This window comes from Candidatus Eisenbacteria bacterium (assembly GCA_018831195.1).
Classification (GTDB): Bacteria; Eisenbacteria; RBG-16-71-46; order CAIMUX01; family JAHJDP01; genus JAHJDP01.
Map to the genome: position 1 here is coordinate 74,382 of JAHJDP010000061.1, position 18,756 is coordinate 93,137.

Sequence of the window (18,756 nt, forward strand, 5' to 3'; positions counted from 1 at the left end):
GACAGCTTGGAGACCGCCTCTCCAGACACAATGGTATTACATTCCTTTCCGCCGGTTGAACTTCCATTGTTGAGGCCGGATTCTCTCCCCGCTGCTTGGTTTGGAGCTGTTCTGGATTCTGCGGCCCTGCAAGATGTTGCCGGCCAGGGACTCGACGAGGAGATCTATCGCGAATTTCTGATCAATCGAGAGTTGTCTGGATCCATGGGCGCGCCGGAACGATTCTACAGATCCGGTTTGGGGTGGGAAATGTGGACAGAGTTGCGGGATGGAGCGCCCGTTCAGGATCCCTCGGCCCCTTGGGACCATCTGCCGACGGAAGCGCCCTTATTGTTAAACTCAATCTCCCTGCTTCCCTACGATCCCGTTTGGGCGCCGCTTGCCACCGGGGTTTCGGGTATTCTCTATCTGGAAAGCATGAGTGCCGAAACAGGGTTGCCCAGCGGTTTCCGTTTGACAACAGGCCCTTATGGAACAACGACGGAGGAGGCTTGGATTGAACGCCCCTTTATCAAGGGCTCCCGTTTGGCTTTCCTTTACTCTGATTCCCGTTCTGATGGAAGAGTTTTCATCGGACCCCACCGTGGTCAGAATCTTTTGTTCCGCCTCAACCGGCCTATCGGCCGGAGCCGCCATCGACTGGAATGGGCTCAAAACAGCTCGGAAGTCTGGTGGATCGGGAATCGAAAACTTCGATGGGACACAAATGAGCTGCGGGCCAAATCCGCTTTTGCATTGGGACATCATGGGGATGTTGAGGCGCGTTTCCAGAGATCAGTACGCCAGTTTCTCTGGTATGACTACGAGGGACGAACCCGCCGGCGTGAGGAAATTTATGATGCCTCCTTCTTTTGGAGGCGCGCGGGATTGGGTGGACGGCTCGAGGGTTCCGGCCGGGGAATCGTGAGTCACCGTCGGTGGGATATTCCTGCCGCATCCACCCGAACCACAGAGGATGTCGGCATAGCTTTTGCGATGGGATGGAGGGGTGGGCCGGAATCGTCGCGGATTCGTCTTTCCACCGGTCTGGAGGTCCGGCGATACGATCAGACGTGGGTCGAGCCGGTGGGTTCGATGGGTTATCGAGGGCGGTTTGGGGACTGGATCGTTCAAAGCGATCTATGGAGTGCGGTTCAGGTCCCAATGGTGCCCACCGAATCCAATGCCTATTCGGAAATCCTCCTGCGCGGGGCTCCATCAGACTGGATGGGACGGGGGAGAGAGCTGGAAAGAGTGCATCATGGGGAAATCGGCTGGGGCTACGCCGGCCGGGGAGCAGGGCATGGAGAGCTGGCTAACAGTAATCCAATCATTGAGATAGCCACATTCTTTGAGGATCATTATAAACCATGGCCCATTCTTTTTGTCTCGACCGAGTCCCTGGAAAACCTGGATCCCGCCATGGGCGACTGGGATCGGTTGGCCCTGGAGGGCCGGCTTCATTTGGGGTTGCCTTGGAATTTCCAGCTGAGCGGCCGCGTGACTCGGATCCTTTCACCCGCCGATCCCCTCGAAAGATTCTGGCTGCCCGCATGGACAAGTCTCATCACGTTGGGTTGGAGGGCGCCCCTGTTCGGGGGGGACCTCCTGCTTGACACAAGGATCACCTGGATCGGCCGGGATAAGTGGAATACCCCCTACGGGGAGGTGCCTTGGGATGACATTCTGGAGGGAGAGGTGCGGGGGCGGATCGGGCAGGCTTCCTGGTTTCTCCTCTTCAAAAATCTGGAGGATGATTATCGGGAATCCTCATCCTATGTCGAGGGCTGGATGTCGCGGCCTCTTCAGAGCGCGTCAGCTGGAATTACCTGGCACTTCGATAACTGATCCAGAGCGGATCCCATCGGCCGATCGATGTTGTTGACATCCTCGGAACGGCGGTTGTTGCTGGCCCTCATTCTTCTCTTGGCCTTTGGTTATGCTATTGATCTCTTGGGGATAAGACCGGCGATCGAAACTCCTCCTGTCCGGCAGGAACTGCCACCGATTGAAGAATCTCCCATCCGTCAAGGAAAGATCGACCTGAATCGTGCCGATTCCCGGGCCTTGCAGTCTTTGCCGGGTATCGGCCCCGCCATGGCCGGCCGCATCCTCGATTACAGGAGGGAGAGAGGGCCCTTCAGAGATGTCGTAGAACTCTTGCAGATCCGGGGTGTCGGCGAGAAGACGTTGGAGCGTTTGCAACCCTATCTTTGCATCGACAAAAATTCCCCACCCGATTCCTGCGGAAGTTTTTAGGCCGACTGACCGATAGTGATAGATGATTGATGGGAAAACGTCTTCCTATCAAGAGGGCGGATGCTGCCCGGAATGGACTGATCTCATAATGAACTTTTCAACATCCAAGCAGGGAGAGCTTTGGTGAAGCAAGACATCATTCTCAAACTCCTAGAGATTGGACTCCTTGAAGAAGAACAGATTCGGGCCGCACAGCGGCTGGAAGCGAATGAGGGGGGGTCTGCTCTATCTCATCTTCTTCGGATGGGGATTTTGACCGAAGCGGATCTTGTCAAATTTCTCAGCACACATTTTGGATCGGCCGGAATTCATCTGGATAACACGGATATTGACGAGGAGACGATTAAATTAATTCCGGCATCGGTCGCCACAAAATACCAGGTATTTCCGGTCAAAAGAGAAGGCCGAAAGCTGACATTAGCGATGGCCAATCCCGGAAACTTCTTTGCAATCGATGACATAAAGTTCATCACCGGTTTGGAAGTCCAAGCGCTTGTAACAACTGAGACACAGATCCGTCGCGCCGTTGACCGTTATTACGATCAAGCCGAATCAATGGCTGATGTGATGAAGTCGATCGAAGATGATGTCGAAGTTGTGGACGACAAGGCGGAGGAAGACGGGTCCGAGGGGGATGTCGGTGCGGATGAGGCTCCGGTCGTCAAGTTTGTCAATTCACTCATTTCCGATGCCGTGCGGCGGGGAGCGTCGGATATCCATATTGAACCCTACGAAAAAGTTTTGCGGGTCCGTTTCCGCATCGATGGAACGCTTTATGAGCTCATGCGGCCTCCCTTCCGACTTCGATCCGCCATTATCTCGCGATTAAAAATCATGGCGGATCTCGATATCGCCGAAAAACGGATTCCTCAGGACGGCCGCATAAAAATCCGCCTGAAAAATAAAGTCGTTGATCTCCGTGTTTCGACCTTGCCCTGTGTTCATGGTGAAAAGGTCGTGATGAGAATCTTGGACAAATCGAATTTGAATGTCGATCTCACGCGGCTTGGCTTTCAGGAACAGGCTCTTTTTCATTTTGAAAAGGCGATCAAGGCACCCTTTGGGATTGTACTGGTGACGGGGCCGACCGGTAGCGGAAAGACGACAACATTATATTCCGCCCTAACCCAGATCAGCAAACCGGATGTCAACATTATGACGGCTGAAGATCCGGTAGAATACAATATGGACGGCATCAATCAGGTCAATATCAATGAGGCGGTTCACCTGACGTTCGCGTCGGCGCTGCGGGCTTTTCTCCGGCAGGATCCGAACATTATCATGGTCGGTGAGATTCGGGACGGCGAAACCGCGGGCATCGCGGTAAAGGCGGCCTTAACGGGCCACCTGGTTCTTTCGACTGTTCATACAAATGATGCCCCTTCGACTATTGGCCGGCTCATCGATATGGGAGTGGAACCATTTCTCATCTCATCATCGATCAACATTATTCTGGCCCAGCGTCTGCTGCGCAAAGTCTGTAAGCATTGCCAGGCACCTGTGGTGCTTAATGCGGAGACAGCCCACGAACTCCAAATACCTCTCGATCGGCTGAAATCGGCCAACATTGTCCGGGGAAAGGGGTGCATGGAGTGCAACGACACGGGATATAAGGGCCGTGTTGGAGTTTACGAAGTGATGCCCATGACTCCCCGCCTTCGCGAGATGGTGCTGGAAAGAGGTTCGGCACTGCAATTAAAGCGGCAGGCTATGAGAGAGGGTATGTTGAGTTTACGAATGGATGCCTTACTAAAAATGGAAGCGGGGATTACCTCACCTGAAGAAGTTCTCAAGGAGTCCTCATCTGATGAAGAGGAAGTGCTCGAAGAACTTAGGAAGGCGGCATAAGAATCTGGTGTCCCCAACTCAAGGGCTGCCGTACATCTGCCGACACTTATGAATACGGGGATGACACTGTTCCCGGTCCGCTTCTAATGGATGGGGGGGGTAAATCTGTGCTGACCTTGCAGGTGCTTCTAGAGGAAATGATTAAACGTGAGGCCTCGGATCTTCACCTGACAGTAGGTATTCCACCGCAGCTGCGGATTGATGGAGTCATTGTCCCGACGGGTTATGAAACGTTAACGGCAGAGTTGTGCCAGGAGCTTGTTTACAGCGCCTTGAGGGAAGATCAAAGAAAACGTTTTGAAATGACACGGGAACTGGATCTCTCTTTCGGAATTCAAGATTTGAGCCGGTTCCGAGTCAATGTTTTTCTTCAAAGGGGTGTGGTCGCGGCGGCCATTCGTAGAATTCCCTACGAGGTTCCTACGATGGAATCTCTTGGCCTTCCGAAGGTGGTATCCACATTTGCCGAACTCCCGCAGGGCCTGGTTCTTGTGACCGGCCCGACCGGCAGTGGTAAATCAACGACATTGGCGGCCGTCATTGACCGGATCAACAAGACCAGACAAGGCCACATCATTACGATTGAGGATCCGATCGAGTACATACATCAACACCATCGGTGCATCGTTAATCAGCGGGAGGTCAATGCCGATACGGGATCATTCCCCGAGGCGCTGAAGTATATTCTGCGGCAGGATCCCGACATCATCCTCGTTGGTGAGATGAGGGATCTTGAAACGGTTGCGGCGGCCCTAACAATTGCCGAAACGGGGCATTTAGTCTTTGCCACCCTGCATACAAACTCGACCTATGAATCGATAAACCGAATTGTTGATGTGTTTCCGACAAACCAGCAACGCCAGATTTTGAGCCAATTGGCGTTCGTTCTGAAGGGTGTTTTAACGCAGCAGCTTCTGCCGAAAAGAGCGAGCAAGGGCCGGATCAATGTTTCGGAAGTCCTGACCTGTACACCGGCCGTCTCAGCAGTGATCCGCGAGGGAAAGATCCACCAGATCTATACCCTCATGCAGGCAGGGCAGAAATACGGCATGCAGACAATGAATCAGGGACTCTTCCTAGCGGTGATGCAAGGCAGAATTCGTGTGGAAGATGCGCTCTCCCGCAGTCCCAACATGCAGGAGCTGGAACAGCTCATTGCTAAATCTCCAATCATTCCTCGGCATCAGGCGAATGTCAGGGCACGCGCCAGCTAAGAGGAGGGCTTCGGGTGGCAGTCTTTGTTTGGCAGGGTAAAACAGCAGCCGGTCTAACACAATCCGGTGAGATAGATGTGCCGAACCAGCAGGAAGCTGTTCAACAGCTGCGGCGCAAGCGGATTGTCATCTCCCAAATTAAGCAGAAGAAGACCCGTCCGACCTTTTCATTGGCCTCTCTCAGAGGCTCGACGGTAAAGGGATCCGATCTCGCTATCTTCGCGAGACAGTTCGCTACAATGATCGACGCCGGCCTCCCGCTCGTTCAGTGCCTGGATATTTTGACCAAGCAAACACAGAATAAAGAGCTTGCGAATATAATCGGCCAGGTACAACGGGACGTCGAAGGTGGAAATACATTGGCTGAATCTATGGGCCATCACACGAACGCCTTTGATTCACTTTTTGTCAACATGGTCGAAGCAGGGGAAGCGGGCGGTATCCTGGATATTATTCTGGACCGGCTGGCTACCTACACCGAGAAATCGGTGGCTCTGAAAAGAAAAGTGAAGAGCGCTCTAACGTATCCTGCCGTTGTATTCAGCGTGGCCATCGGAGCGACGGTTTTCATGCTGCTCTTTATCATTCCCACTTTTGCGAAGGTGTTTACTGAGTTCGGCGGAAAGTTACCGGCGCCCACACAAGTTGTCATCAGCATGAGTAATTTTTTGAAGGGCTATTGGTGGTTGCTTCTGGCAATGATCGCGGGTGTTATATTTGGTTTCAAGAGAACCTATAAAATACCAGCGGGACGTTTACGCATTGATACCATATTGTTGAAATTGCCGATTTTTGGATCCCTATTGATAAAGGCCTCTGTCGCGCGGTTCACGCGCACCTTGGGAACAATGATCTCAAGCGGCGTTCCCATCCTCACGGCTTTGGATATCACCGCGAGAACCGCCGGAAACATGCTGGTGGAAAAGACAATTCTCGCCACCCGTGGTTCGATTCGGGAAGGGGAGACCATCGCTCAGCCTCTCCGCCAATCGAAAATATTTCCACCGATGGTTGTGCAGATGATCGCTGTAGGCGAGGAGACGGGCGCCTTGGATGACATGCTCCGAAAGATCGCAGATTTTTATGATGAGGAAGTTAATACGGCGGTGGATACGCTCACATCGATCATTGAACCGATTATGATTGTCTTTATGGGGTTGGTTGTCGGTGGCATGGTCGTCGCGATGTATATGCCGATGTTCAAATTGGCCAATGTGGTTACGGGTGGGCATTAAAGGGGATATTTTGGATCGGGAGGCCCAAACCAGCGTTCTTCCGTTTCGTTCCTATATCATCGGGCGTCTCATCCTCGGGTTGGGAGTTGCGTTTCTGCTCCATCCCATGGGTGTGTCCGATCAATCGATCCTCTTTATAGCAGGACTTCTCATTTTAACGAGCCTCCTCAGTTTGGGGTTCCTGCGACGGGATTCGGGTGAGCCGATTTCATTGACCGGGCTTCTTCTTACCGACGTTCTCATCGAAACCTTTATCATTCTGAAAACAGGCGCTCATCAATCTCCCTTTTTTGTTCTTTATGGTTTCAGCGTTCTCTGCGCCGGTCTCTTGCTGGCGCTGGGCGGGGGACTTTCTTTCGGGATACTGGCTGCTGGAGCCTCATTGGGTCTGGCATGGCTGACGCCGCCGGCCAAAGAGCCGATGGCGGCTACGGCCGTTTTTCCCATACCGATCACCCGATTTGCCCTTCAGGCTCTTTTCTTAATTGGGCTCGGTTTAGCCTCCGGGTCACTGGCGACGCTCGGACGCAGGAAAGAGAAAGCAATTATTGAAACGCGGCAGCGATTGAAAGAGACGGAATTAGAGGCCGGAACAATACTGAACCATCTACCATGGGGTGTTATAACCTGCGACGAGACCGGACTCATTCATCTCATGAATCCAGCTGCGATGAAAATTTTATCCATCGTTGATCATGGTTTCACCCCACCCTATCCACAGCGGCTGGAGACTCTTGATAAATACGGCGGCGGCGCTATCTCTGATCTCGCGCGGCGGGCCATGGAGGAAAAGCGGGAGCAGTGGTGTCATGAGACCGAGATTCGGTTGAATTCAGAGGATTCAGCGCGGGTCAAACCGGTCGAGATTGTCACGGCGCCCATTGGAGGGCAGGGGGTCTCGCGCGGGGTCGTTATTCTCTTCCAAGATCTCACCGATAGAAAGCGGCTGGAGACATTATCACGACGGCAGGATCGTCTCGCCGCCTTGGGACGGCTTTCGGCCGGATTGGCGCATGAAATGCGGAATTCTCTAAAGCCGATCAGCGGGTCGGCGGAACTCCTTTCATCAATGAGACTTCCACCGGAAGCCAGCTCATTAATGGATCTGATTCTGAGAGAATCGGAGACCTTGGAGAGATTTCTGGAGTCATATCTTGATATGGCACGAGATAAAGCCCTTCAGATCGAGGACGTGTGCATCGATTCATTGATACAGGAGGAGTTGGAAGCGCTCCAGTTGAATCCCCGGTGGCATGCAGGGATCACCTGGGATGTCTATTTTATCCGTAAGATTCAGAACGTGCTTCCCGTTGATCGGGAACAAATGCGCCGGGCCCTGCGGAATATACTCCTCAACGCAATGGAAGCCACAACGAAGGGTGGCATACGGGTGACTCTGGAAGAACGCGCGGGTCCTTTCTTCAGAATACGCATTCGAGACTGGGGCTGCGGGATGAGTCGTGAAGTCGTAGACAATCTCTTCACGCCACTCTACACGACCAAAGCCGAAGGCACGGGTCTGGGATTATGCCATGCTCGCCGCGTTATAGAACGGCATGGGGGCCGGTTGTCGATCCTCAGCCGCTCTGGTAAGGGAACGCTTATGACAATCGATCTTCCCTTATCACAAACCGAAGAACAAGCAGCATAGGAGGAGTCGTCTTGGACAGGCCACGCATCTTAATAGCTGATGATGAAGAAAGTATGCGTCGCTTTCTTACTATCCTTTTAGAACGAGAGGGCAGTGAGGTCAGAACGGTGACGGATGGGGACTCGGCATTGGCTTGCTTAAAAGAGCAAGCGTATGATGTCCTCGTAACCGATGTTCGTATGCCCGGCATGGACGGGATGACGCTCCTAGATACAGCGAAGGTTCTTTGGCCGGGTATGCCGATTGTCATTTTGACGGCCTTCGGCTCGGAAGCGTCGGCAAAGCAGGCCATGGCGAAAGGTGCCTTTCAGTTTCTTGAGAAGAAGGCGAAGAACGAAGAGATTACCCTTGTCATCCGCAACGCGCTCTCGATGCGGCGGATTCAGACGCAAAATCAGGTGCTTAAACAAGAACTCAAGCGGAGTCATAAGGAGCGGCCGATCATTGGCAACTCCGAGGAAATGGAGAAAGTCCTCCGGATGGTGGACAGGGTGGCCCCGACTGATGCTACGATTCTGATTTATGGAGAAAGTGGAACTGGAAAGGAACTTATTGCGAGAGAGATTCATTACCGGAGCCAACGGGCCAATGGACCTTTTGTTTCCATCAACTGCGGCGCGCTCCCAAAGGATCTCCTTGAATCGAGTCTTTTCGGCCATATCAAGGGATCCTTCACCGGAGCAATTAAGGATCAACCCGGTCTCTTTGTGGCGGCGGAGGGTGGTTCCTTTTTCCTTGATGAGGTGGGAGAGATGGCCCCGGCGACACAGGTAAAATTGCTGAGGGCGCTTCAGGAAAGAGAAATCATTCCGGTTGGTGGAACACGTTCCATCCCTATCAATGCGCGGCTGATTGCCGCGACCAATGTCGATCTGGAGCGCGAGGTCTTGGAAGGCAATTTTCGGACAGATCTTTTCTATCGGTTGAATGTTATCCCTGTCCGTCTTCCTTCTCTGCGGCAACGAGTGGAAGATATCCCCCTATTGGTAGAACATTTTTTGCGCCGTTTTTCCAGGGACAATCAAAAGAGGCGCTTTTCCCGCGGCGCTATGGAAGTGATGCAGCGCTATGACTGGAATGGAAATGTTCGTGAATTGGAAAACGTGGTGGAACGCGCGGTTATTTTAAGTGACGCCGAAGTGCTTGAGCCCGAGGATCTCCCTGAATCCGTCCTTGAGGGTCCCAACCGCAAGGGCGCCCTCATTATTAATGTGCCCGTGATGACTCTTGAGGAGCTGGAACGGGAATATATCCTGCGGGTGTTGCAACATACCAATTGGCAAAAGAAAAAGGCCTCCGAAACCCTGGGTATCAACGCTTCGACACTTTATAGAAAGCTGCTGACCTACAACCTTCAACAACCTGGTTCAAAGCCGGGAGATCCGAATGAAGATGCGCCTCCGGATGGTTTGACTCGGGAAGCGGCCTAGATATCATGCAGATTGAGGAGCGCGTTGCGTCCTGCAAGGTTTTATGTGATGAAGTGAGGACCGGAAAATCTTGTCTGCTGTCTCCATAGTGTTGTGCCAGAAACAGTTACCGTTTATGTAAATCTGATGTTCGGTTTGGCACGAGAGTTGTAATACCTACCTATCGGACGATCAAAATTCCCTGAGGCGCTTCGAGCGACGAGTGGCTACCAGCTCCCCAAGCTCGAGGGTAAATTTAAGAAAAGAGAAGAAGGAGACGCGACATGTTTGGGAACAAGAAAGGTTTCACCCTAATCGAGCTGATGATTGTGGTGGTCATTATCGGTATCCTCGCGACCATCGCCATCCCCAACTATATTTCAATGCAGGATCGCGCGAAAGAAGGCAGTGTGCGTGGAAACGCCCACTCCGTCCAACTCTCCGCGGAAGATTTTGCCGTTCAGAATAACGGTACCTATCCGGCCAACGCCGCCGCCATCGTCGCCACCATGTTCCCCGGTGGTGTATTCCCCAGGAATCCTTTCACCAACGCTGCTGAAGCTATCATCGCTGCTGATGGATGGACCGCTGGTGATGAAGGCAAGGTGGGCTATATTCTTGCCGCTGGGATTTATGACATCGAGGGGTATGGTAAGACAGCTGTCGTCCTAACCCTATCCAACGGTTAATCAACTCACAACCAGGCAGAGCAACAATCGAAGCAGCCCGCGGGATGGTCCCAGCGGGCTGTTTCTTTTTGGTGCGCCCGGCATCGGGCCAGGCCAGACGCTCCTAAACGTTGCCGTTCACTTGACGATACAAGTAGAGAGGGAGTGTCACGATTTACCGGGACGATGCTCAAAGAAATAGGGACGGATTATTCCGGGAGCCGGCGCCATGGAAGTGCTTCGAGTGGACCTTCTCAAAAAATCCTACCGCCTACCAAAATTGAGGGCCAAGAAGAAACCAGCGCTCCTGGGGCTCTCCCTTGAAGCCAGGGAGGGGGAGGTCCTGGGTCTCGTAGGGCCCAACGGAGCCGGAAAAACAACATTTTTCCGCATCCTCATGGGTCTCTTGCGTCCCGATGAGGGCTCGGGGCATATCCTTGGATTTCCTCTGGGCCACCCAGAGGCCCGCCGTCAGATGGGATTTCTCCCCGAGCGTTTCTTCTTTTATCCTCGGCTGACGGTTGAGGAGATGCTCAATGTTTCAGCGCGGCTGTCCGGCGCCTCGAAGAAGGAGATGCGGTTCCGGACCCAGAGCGCCATGAAGCGCCTTGGACTGGATGAGGTCTTCTCGGTACAGCTCGGCAGCCTATCGAAGGGCTGGCTTCAGCGGGTCGGATTGGCTCAGGCCCTGGTAGGGGAACCCCGATTGCTCATACTGGATGAGCCGATGAGCGGGCTCGATCCGCTGGGAAGAGCGCAGGTTCGAGAATTCATTTCCGAGTTGGCGGCCGAGGGGAGAACCATCCTTCTGAGCTCACATATTTTGCCGGATGTCGAGGCTCTGGCCCATAGGGTTGCTCTCATTTCAAAAGGTCAAATACTTGAAATAACTTCGATGTCTCAGATTCTGAGGGAATCTCAGGATGACATGGAGATCCAGCTCTTGCCCCCTGAAGGATACCGGCCCGGCAAAGGCCGGATGTCCGGAAGAGATACGGATGGATGGGAAAGGTGGGTCCTTGAAGGATTGCAGCAAGGTGAGTTGGAGATGATCTTGTCGGATCTTCTCAAGAAGGGCGCCTCCATTCGCTCCATTCAGCCGCGAACAAATAATTTGGAAAGTCGTCTGCTGGAACAAATGAAGATCCAGAAGAAGAGGGTTGCTTGATGACTGCTATTTTTGTGATCGCGCGCCTGACATTTCTTGAAATCCGCAGGGAACGCGTCGTTTCCATCGTGGCGGCGTTGGGAATCCTCTCCATGTTTCTGACCTATATCTTTTCCCAATTAGCCCTGGGGGAGACGCGACGTATCATCATCGATTTTGGTTTGGGCTTTGGTACGGTGCTTGGTATTGCCCTGGTGATATTTGTAGGGACGACCCTTCTACATCGCGAACAGCTGGGGGGAAGCCTGGATATCATCCTCTCCCGCCCTATCGGACGGGGATCCTTTATCTGCGGGAAATTTCTTGGACTCTCGGGTCTTATGTTTCTCTGGGTTTCAATGTTGACCGCCCTTATCGCCCTGACACTTATGTTGATAAGAGAACCGGTGACCGGGGGGTTGCTCATCGCCGGGCTGATGCTATTTGTCAAACTTGAAATCCTATCAGCTGTCGGACTTCTGCTCGGAACTCTTTCCTCCCCGATTCTAGCCGGATTTCTTCTCTTGGCCATCGCCATGATGGGACATTCTGTCGGCGATCTCGAGGGATTGATTCCCCTTTTGTCGCAGGCCTTCGCTATTCACATTATACAAATACTTCTCACGATCTTGCCGCGGCTCGATCTTTACGGGACCTCTTTACCTGTTGCCTTGGGGCAAGTTTCAGGGAGCGGAATTCTGCCTTGGGCGCTGACCTATGGCATCTTTTACTCTGCCGCAGCCCTCGCTTTCGCCGCTTTCCGACTGGAAAGGACGGAGCTGAATGTTTCTCGTTAATGAACGGCTGAAAAAACGGCTCCGCGGCTGGGTTTTCTTGCTTCCGGCCATGTTAGCCCTCGGGGCGGGAATCTGTGCCGCGCGGGAGTTATCTGCGGCGACCATCGTTGCCAAGAGAGAGGAACTGGCGGCCTTCCCATCCGGGCGGGCTCTGCCGATTCTCAGGATGGGCCATCCATCCCTCATGGCGGATCTGGCATGGTTGCGGGCGATTCAATATTACGGGGAACATCGCATACACGATCGGGATTACCCCTATGCGGAACATCTCTTTAACATTATAACCGGTCTCGATCCCACCTTTGAACAGGCCTACGCTTTTGGCGCTCTCATTCTAGCAGAGGATGCTGGATCCCCGCAAAAGGCGGAGGCTCTACTGACCCGGGGGATCGCTTCAATGCCCGACTCATGGTGGATCCGCTTTGAACGCGGTTTCTTGAGGATGATACATCTTAAAAATCTTGAGGCTGCAACAAATGACTTTTACAAGGCCTCACTTTGTCCCGATTCTCCCGAATGGGTGACACGCTTCGCCGCTTGGAATTACGAAAAGCTGGGGGAGACGGAAACGGCTCGTAAACTATGGGAACGAGTAGGCTTGGAAACGGAAAATAAAATGGTCCTTGAAATTGCGGAGCGAGCGCTGAATCGTCTTGACGAGGCGGAAATCGGGAGTGGGGACAATGAACGGAATTGATATCTGGATGTGGTTCCATGCGGGATGGGGTCAAGTCGTTGTCATTATCGTGGGATTGGTCTTGGGCAGCTTCCTGAATGTTGTTCGTGTCCGGCTGCCCGAAGGCGGTTCGATACTCTTTCCATCGTCTCATTGTCCGCGCTGCAAGGCTAAGGTCCGTCCTTGGGATAATATTCCGGTTCTCTCCTATTTATTGCTGGGCGGGCGATGCAGAGATTGCCGGCTGGTCATTTCCTGGTGCTATCCTGTAGTGGAACTCCTCAGCGCCGTGGTCCTTTGGTTTACGGTAAGAAATGCCCCCACTCCAATGGCCGCCGCCTTTAGCGCCGTCTTTGCGCTGGCGCTGCTCCTGGTCCTCTTTATCGATTTGGATTGGCAGATCATTCCAGATGTTATCACCCTTCCGGGAATCGTTCTGGGCCTTCTTGCCGGCTTCTGGATGGAGGGAGGCGTTCTCCCACGCCTCATAGGCGCCGCTGTGGGAGGATTGGGTCTTTTGACCCTGGCGTGGCTTTACAGGGCCGCGACAGGAACCGACGGTTTGGGGATGGGGGACGTCAAACTGCTGGCCATGGTCGGCGCCTTTTTGGGATGGAAAGGAACCCTGGGCGTCATTCTATTGGGATCCCTGGCCGGAAGTCTCCTGGGCTTGGCCTTACTCGTTGCAGGCCGCGCTGATAGGAAGACAACCCTTCCCTTCGGCTCCTTTCTGGCGCCGGCGGCCTGGGTGGTCCTCTATTGGGGCCAGAATCTTTGGGAAGTTTATCGTGGACTTTGTCGTGCCCTAGGTGGTTAACCCAAAGGCCTTACCGGCCGATATTAAAACAGGTCGCATTCTTTACCGGGCACTTAGTCATTATAACCATCGGGAGGGCATGTGCCTCTACGTCCCAAATCATCCGTTGCCTTAGACATAGGATCGCACGCCATAAAGGTTGTCGAAATCGTCAACAAGGCAGGTGAAGTTCATTTGTTGAACTATGGCGTCGAGACTCTCCCTCCGGATTCCATAGTCGACTCCGAGGTCATGGATAGGCAGCTCGTCACTGAGACGATCCAGAATCTTTTTGAGAAACGGGGAATAAAAAACCGCCGGGTCGTGAGTGCGGTTGCCGGGCGGGGCGTTATTGTTAAACGTATTCGAATGGAGAAAGCGGAAGGCGAGGAAGCCGCCGAAGCGATTCGAATCGAGGCGGAGAATCATGTTCCCTATGATATGGAAGAAGTCTCCCTTGACTTTCAAATACTTAACCCCGACGTGAGCCCCCGTGACATGGAAGTCTTATTGGTGGCTGCGAAGCGGGAGAGAATAAGTGATCATGCCCAGCTTTTGAGAGAAGCTGGATTGACGCCCATCGCCATCGATCTACATGCTTTTGCGATCCAAAATGCCCTCGAATGGAATCATGATATTAACCCCGAAGAAGTTCTCGCGCTGATCAATATCGGCGCCGAAATGACGAATATCCATATCATACGGGATAACAATCCACTTTACACACAAGACGCATCCACAGGAGGCCATGATTTCATTCGTGGCGTACAAAAAGCCTTTCAATGTACGCGTGAAGAGGCGATGGATGCATTAAGGGGTGGAAAGGATTCCTCTGGCATGAAGCTCGACACTCTTGTCGAAGAATTCTGCGCCGAGTTAAGCAACACTTTGGAGAAAAGTTTGCTCTATCTCCAAACATCCACCGAGGACGTTGAACGCATCCATCGTGTTTTTCTATCTGGCGGCGGCGCCTTAATTCGGGGGCTCAGTGAGACTCTGAATCGGATGCAAGACGCGTCTGTTGAAATTGTAGATCCCTTCAAGAGAATTCGATGCGCGTCGGAAATATTTGCAGGTTCCGACCCGAAGGGATTTGCACCCCAACTAACAGTGGGCGTGGGTTTGGCCCTGAGAAGGGGACAGGGGCAGTGATCAGTGTCAATCTTCTCCCGGAAGAGGAACGAATACTCGAAGGTCGATTCGGCGGCGCCCCCCGGTGGGGTGTAGTGCTGCCCATTGTTCTTAGTTGCGCCATTCTCCTTCCTTTGGGCGGTATGGTCCTGATGCAGAGGACAAAAATCGCAAATTTGAAGGAGGATATTGCAAGAACTCAAGTGGAGAAAGCACGTTTGGCGCCGCAGGTCCAGCTCGTTCAAGATCTGGTGTCGCGTCAACGTGAACTCCGGGATCGATTGCGCGTCTTGAGGGATTTGGGTCGGAATCGAACCGAAATGGTCCGGGTGGTGGATGAACTTGCCCGGCACATTCCCGAAAATCTTTGGCTTACAAAATTTTCATTGAATCCGGGCGGTGGGTACCGGTTGGAGGGTACTACATTTTCCAACCTCCTCGTCGCGGATTTAATGGGCCGGCTGGAGAGTTCCGATTTGTTTTACAAAGTGGATCTTGTGGAATCCAAGAGGGATTTGCTCGGAGAAGAGCCGATTATAAAATTCGCAATTCTGTTCACGCTCACCGACAAACCTGTTCCCAACAGTGAAGGGGAGGGATCATAGGGTGATTGAGCTTCGCGATCCCAAAAACCAGCGAACGATATTCAGCATCATTGTATTGGGTGTGATAGGGTACCTGTTTTTTGCAAATACATGGTTCCCATGGAGTTACAAAGCCCATGCTTCTGAGATCAAGACGTTGGAAGAGGAATATCAGGGGCTGGCGCGTGAGGTGACGCAGGCACAGCAAGCAGCACGGCGTTTGAAACTCCTGCAAGAGGAATATGAGACATTGGCTCGTCATTGGGAGACGGCCAAATGTTTCCTTCCGGAAGAGAGGGAGATTGTCTCTCTCTTGAGAGAAATCACGATTGCGGGCCAGTCGGCGGGAGTCGAATTTGTACATGTCTTGCCGAAGAGTCCTGTACCCCAACTCTATGTAACCGAACACCCAATAGAGATAAGGGTCATGGGCGGTTTTCATCAGATGGGGACATTTTTGGGTGAGTTATCGGCCCTTGATCGTTTGGTAACAATAACTCTTGTCAAAATAGAAGCAATAGATAATCAAAGTGAAGAGACCTCGATGGAAGCGACATTTACTTCATCGGCCTTTACGTTGGGGGGAATGGACCCCAAGACCGTTGAAGCCAATAAAAATGACAAGGGTGTGAAGGGAAAGATTCAGCAGGTTCAGCAGAAGCTTACGGGACGCCAGGGGGACTCGCAGCACGGTAGCCCCTCGGAGGAATAGGTATGCGCAGAGCCTTGCCACTCATCATCGCTCTCGTGGTGGTCATCGGGATGGGTCTCACCGGCATTGGAAGCCCGGAAGGTTCCGAGCCGACCACGGTTGGAGGGAATGATCCGGTTCAATCGGCCAAAAACGTCGTGACGATGGACAGGCAGGAAATCCCTTCGTCGAAGCCGGAGAATCCACCATCAAACCAAGAGCTCACCCTTCGGGAACAACTTGAACAGCTTCCCGGATGGCAGCCGTATGTTTATGAGAGCCTCGGTCGGAGAGATCCATTCAGTCCACTGCTCTCGGATGGTGAGGATGAAAAGAGGCTTTCGGATCTGCCGGATCCAAGAAATCTCGTTCTCGTCGGTGTTCTCTGGGGGGAAGATGATAAATTTGCGCTGGTAGAGAATACCAGAGGCCAGAATTTTGTTTTGAGAGAAGGCGACCCGGTATGGCGCGGCCGGATCGTCACAGTTGAGCCCAAATCGATCACTATTCGCTACAATCATTTTGGTATGTGGGAAACGATTAATCTGCCCCTAAGTGTTGGAAAGGAGGCGATCCATGCTGTGGAACGCTAGAACCCTCTGCGTCTGTGTTGCGGGATTTCTTCTCGTGGCCGGCGCGGGAGCCGGGGCTGCGAACACAGGACACCTGGAGACCGTTGGTCTTTCACATGACGGTGACCGTGTCGAGCTATTTTTCTCCGGTTGGTATCCGGGGGATGGGGGATCGCCGGCCGATGTTTTCACATTAAACGATCCACCACGGATCGTTGTCGATTTGCCGGGGTTGGCGCAGCCGGTGGTGCCGGAAGACTTGACCCAGCTGCCTCCAGGGGTCATCGGAGTGCGTTGGACAGTTTATCAAGACGATCCCATTGTTCCGGTTGTTCGATATGTCGTAGAAATGGATCGACCGGTTGAGCTGGAAGTCACGCCAAAAGAAAATGGCCTTACGGTTTGTGCCACACCGTTCAGCGAGACAGACAAAAAGACCATTTTTGAAAAACCAGCGAATGACTATGCGCCAGAGATTGAGGGAGACTTATCTACCGATTCTTATGCCGCTCCTGATTCTAAATCCCCTTTTGTAAAGAAAAATGCAGCGGTGGCATTTGTATCACCCTTCAGTTATGCGAGTCAGCCCTTTGAAGCAAGCGGCGGTCCCGATGACGCATCGCCTCCCATGGGATCAGCCGATCCCGGTAATGCCAGTTGGATGTCTGACATAAGGGTCATGTCATTGGATGTTGAGGGAGCCAGCGTTCATGCCGTCTTACGGTCGATATCAGAATTTTCAGGGGTGAATATTGTGGCGGATCAGGATGTTCGTGGATCCGTCATCATAAAAGTCAATGAGCTACCTTGGCCCAAGGTCCTCGATGCCGTCTGTTTAAGCCAAGGTTTGCGGGCGACACCGGGGGATGGAGTCATCCGAGTCACGACTCTTAACACCGTTCAGAGCGAAGAGCTGGAAATTCAGGCGGCGGCGAGGCGGAAAGAAGATCTCATGCCTTTGGAAACAAAAGTGATTCCGGTGGGATACGCCAAAGCCTCCGAATTGATGGAATCCTTGACATTCTTGCTCAGTACACGCGGGCGCCTGCAAGTCGACGAACGCACGAATTCCCTTCTGGTCACAGATACGGATGTCAGGATAGAAAGTCTGTCCGAAATGGTCAGTCGATTGGACACGGAGACGATTCAAATTCAGATAAAGGCCAGGCTTGTGGATCTTGATGAGAAAACGGCCCGACAGCTCGGCATTTCGTGGAGTCTATCGAATCTCCATAAGGACAATGTTTCAGGTCAGTTCGATTTCATCTCCGATGATATTGCGGATGCGGCCGGAAACCTCGAGTTTGGCGTCATGGATAATTTTGGTGAACTCGACGCTGTACTGCAAGCCCTGGAGGACGAGAATAGGGCTCGGATCATCTCGAGCCCCACTATAACAACTGTGAGCAACAGGGCGGCCAGTATTCTTGTTGGAAAGGAAGTCCCCCTCATCGTTATGGATGAAGCGGGGAATCCGACCACAGAACTTAAAAAGGTTGGTATCACACTCAAGGTGACGCCGTATGTGAACCGGGATGGCCGTATCACACTCGATCTCCATCCTGAGGTCAGCGATTTGTCTTCACAGGCCACGGTTCAAGGTGGCGTCGTCTTCACGACAGCCGAGGCGGATACCAGAGTCATGGTGGGATCCCATCAGACGGCTGTGATCGGCGGCCTCGTTCGCGAGAACACCGTTACCTTTGAGCGCGGCTTGCCCTTCCTCAAAGATATCCCGCTGCTGGGTTATCTATTCAAGAAGGTTGAAAAAGTCAACGAGTACCGGGAGTTGATGATCTTTGTGACACCGAGTTTGGTCGAGAGCGTGGCGCAACTTCCGGGTACCGAGGAACAATTTCGGGATAACTAATCGGTTGTGCTTCTGAAATTGCATCTGAGGGGGTCAAGCGCCCGGCGGTCCATGCGGCCGCCGGGCGCTTTTCAGGCTTGCCGCGGATCTAATAGGCGTATTTCAGCTCATGACGGCGGTTCTTCGGGATGCAGCGGGTCTCAATCGTGCGGTTGTAATATTGTTTGAGCCTGCGCGGTAAGCGCGTCCGTGTGGCAAAGAGTCTCTTGGCCAGGATCTCATCAACCCG

17 protein-coding genes are annotated in these 18,756 nt (G+C 52.9%); all 17 read left to right on the forward strand.

The genetic code is table 11. The features are described 5' to 3' along the window. Positions 1–69: 69 nt before the first annotated feature. The 17 genes from KJ970_10955 (at position 70) to KJ970_11035 (ending at position 18,527) form a co-directional block, all read left to right on the forward strand. Positions 70–1,827: a hypothetical protein gene (locus KJ970_10955; protein ID MBU2691434.1), complete on the forward strand. Its 1,758-nt coding sequence runs from the start codon at positions 70–72 to the stop codon at positions 1,825–1,827. A 27-nt stretch (positions 1,828–1,854) separates the two neighbouring features. Then, the gene (locus KJ970_10960; protein MBU2691435.1) at positions 1,855–2,238 is read left to right on the forward strand and encodes a helix-hairpin-helix domain-containing protein; all 384 of its coding nucleotides are present in this window, start codon (positions 1,855–1,857) and stop codon (positions 2,236–2,238) included. 123 nt (positions 2,239–2,361) lie between these two features. Then, positions 2,362–4,086, forward strand: coding sequence for a type IV-A pilus assembly ATPase PilB (gene pilB / locus KJ970_10965; GenBank protein MBU2691436.1), 1,725 nt, complete (start codon positions 2,362–2,364; stop codon positions 4,084–4,086). A gap of 86 nt (positions 4,087–4,172) precedes the next feature. Beyond that, positions 4,173–5,300 carry a type IV pilus twitching motility protein PilT gene (locus KJ970_10970; protein MBU2691437.1) on the forward strand — a complete coding sequence of 376 codons (1,128 nt, stop codon included), beginning with the start codon at positions 4,173–4,175 and terminating at the stop codon, positions 5,298–5,300. A 14-nt stretch (positions 5,301–5,314) separates the two neighbouring features. Then, entirely contained in the window at positions 5,315–6,535 is a 1,221-nt protein-coding gene (locus tag KJ970_10975; protein MBU2691438.1) for a type II secretion system F family protein, read from the forward strand. Next, a complete protein-coding gene (locus KJ970_10980) occupies positions 6,513–8,186 on the forward strand; it encodes a PAS domain-containing protein (GenBank protein ID MBU2691439.1) in 1,674 nt (557 codons plus the stop codon). The genes KJ970_10975 and KJ970_10980 overlap by 23 nt, the downstream gene beginning before the upstream one ends. An 11-nt stretch (positions 8,187–8,197) precedes the next feature. Further along, positions 8,198–9,616, forward strand: a complete 1,419-nt coding sequence (locus KJ970_10985) for a sigma-54 dependent transcriptional regulator (GenBank protein ID MBU2691440.1) — start codon at positions 8,198–8,200, stop codon at positions 9,614–9,616. Positions 9,617–9,879: 263 nt separating this feature from the next. After that, positions 9,880–10,284 carry a prepilin-type N-terminal cleavage/methylation domain-containing protein gene (locus tag KJ970_10990; protein MBU2691441.1) on the forward strand — a complete coding sequence of 135 codons (405 nt, stop codon included), beginning with the start codon at positions 9,880–9,882 and terminating at the stop codon, positions 10,282–10,284. 208 nt (positions 10,285–10,492) lie between these two features. Next, on the forward strand, positions 10,493–11,431 hold the full coding sequence (locus KJ970_10995; GenBank protein MBU2691442.1) for an ABC transporter ATP-binding protein: 939 nt from the start codon (positions 10,493–10,495) through the stop codon (positions 11,429–11,431). Next, complete coding sequence (locus KJ970_11000) at positions 11,431–12,207, forward strand: ABC transporter permease (GenBank protein ID MBU2691443.1); 777 nt, start codon at positions 11,431–11,433, stop codon at positions 12,205–12,207. Before KJ970_10995 ends, KJ970_11000 begins: the two co-directional genes overlap by 1 nt. Further along, the gene (locus tag KJ970_11005) at positions 12,194–12,904 is read left to right on the forward strand and encodes a hypothetical protein (protein MBU2691444.1); all 711 of its coding nucleotides are present in this window, start codon (positions 12,194–12,196) and stop codon (positions 12,902–12,904) included. Before KJ970_11000 ends, KJ970_11005 begins: the two co-directional genes overlap by 14 nt. Positions 12,905–12,911: 7 nt before the next feature. Then, positions 12,912–13,700: an A24 family peptidase gene (locus tag KJ970_11010; protein ID MBU2691445.1), complete on the forward strand. Its 789-nt coding sequence runs from the start codon at positions 12,912–12,914 to the stop codon at positions 13,698–13,700. Between the two features lie 81 nt (positions 13,701–13,781). Continuing rightward, positions 13,782–14,831, forward strand: a complete 1,050-nt coding sequence (locus KJ970_11015; protein ID MBU2691446.1) for a pilus assembly protein PilM — start codon at positions 13,782–13,784, stop codon at positions 14,829–14,831. Continuing rightward, positions 14,828–15,415 carry a PilN domain-containing protein gene (locus KJ970_11020; protein MBU2691447.1) on the forward strand — a complete coding sequence of 196 codons (588 nt, stop codon included), beginning with the start codon at positions 14,828–14,830 and terminating at the stop codon, positions 15,413–15,415. Before KJ970_11015 ends, KJ970_11020 begins: the two co-directional genes overlap by 4 nt. 1 nt (position 15,416) lies before the next feature. Continuing rightward, positions 15,417–16,106, forward strand: coding sequence for a type 4a pilus biogenesis protein PilO (locus KJ970_11025; GenBank protein MBU2691448.1), 690 nt, complete (start codon positions 15,417–15,419; stop codon positions 16,104–16,106). Positions 16,107–16,108: 2 nt separating this feature from the next. Beyond that, a complete protein-coding gene (locus tag KJ970_11030) occupies positions 16,109–16,678 on the forward strand; it encodes a hypothetical protein (protein ID MBU2691449.1) in 570 nt (189 codons plus the stop codon). Continuing rightward, positions 16,662–18,527 carry an AMIN domain-containing protein gene (locus KJ970_11035; GenBank protein ID MBU2691450.1) on the forward strand — a complete coding sequence of 622 codons (1,866 nt, stop codon included), beginning with the start codon at positions 16,662–16,664 and terminating at the stop codon, positions 18,525–18,527. Before KJ970_11030 ends, KJ970_11035 begins: the two co-directional genes overlap by 17 nt. The last annotated feature ends 229 nt before the right edge of the window (positions 18,528–18,756 follow it).

Excerpts from the sequence above, each read along its gene's own strand:
- KJ970_11000 (MBU2691443.1), top strand. The coding sequence starts at position 11,431 with ATGACTGCTATTTTTGTGATCGCGCGCCTGACATTTCTTGAAATCCGC.
- KJ970_11010 (MBU2691445.1), top strand. The coding sequence starts at position 12,912 with ATGTGGTTCCATGCGGGATGGGGTCAAGTCGTTGTCATTATCGTGGGA.
- KJ970_10960 (MBU2691435.1), top strand. The coding sequence starts at position 1,855 with ATGTTGTTGACATCCTCGGAACGGCGGTTGTTGCTGGCCCTCATTCTT.
- KJ970_11030 (MBU2691449.1), top strand. The coding sequence starts at position 16,109 with ATGCGCAGAGCCTTGCCACTCATCATCGCTCTCGTGGTGGTCATCGGG.
- KJ970_10980 (MBU2691439.1), top strand. The coding sequence starts at position 6,513 with ATGTGGTTACGGGTGGGCATTAAAGGGGATATTTTGGATCGGGAGGCC.
- KJ970_10995 (MBU2691442.1), top strand. The coding sequence starts at position 10,493 with ATGGAAGTGCTTCGAGTGGACCTTCTCAAAAAATCCTACCGCCTACCA.
- KJ970_11005 (MBU2691444.1), top strand. The coding sequence starts at position 12,194 with ATGTTTCTCGTTAATGAACGGCTGAAAAAACGGCTCCGCGGCTGGGTT.
- KJ970_10970 (MBU2691437.1), top strand. The coding sequence starts at position 4,173 with ATGGATGGGGGGGGTAAATCTGTGCTGACCTTGCAGGTGCTTCTAGAG.
- KJ970_11035 (MBU2691450.1), top strand. The coding sequence starts at position 16,662 with ATGCTGTGGAACGCTAGAACCCTCTGCGTCTGTGTTGCGGGATTTCTT.
- KJ970_10990 (MBU2691441.1), top strand. The coding sequence starts at position 9,880 with ATGTTTGGGAACAAGAAAGGTTTCACCCTAATCGAGCTGATGATTGTG.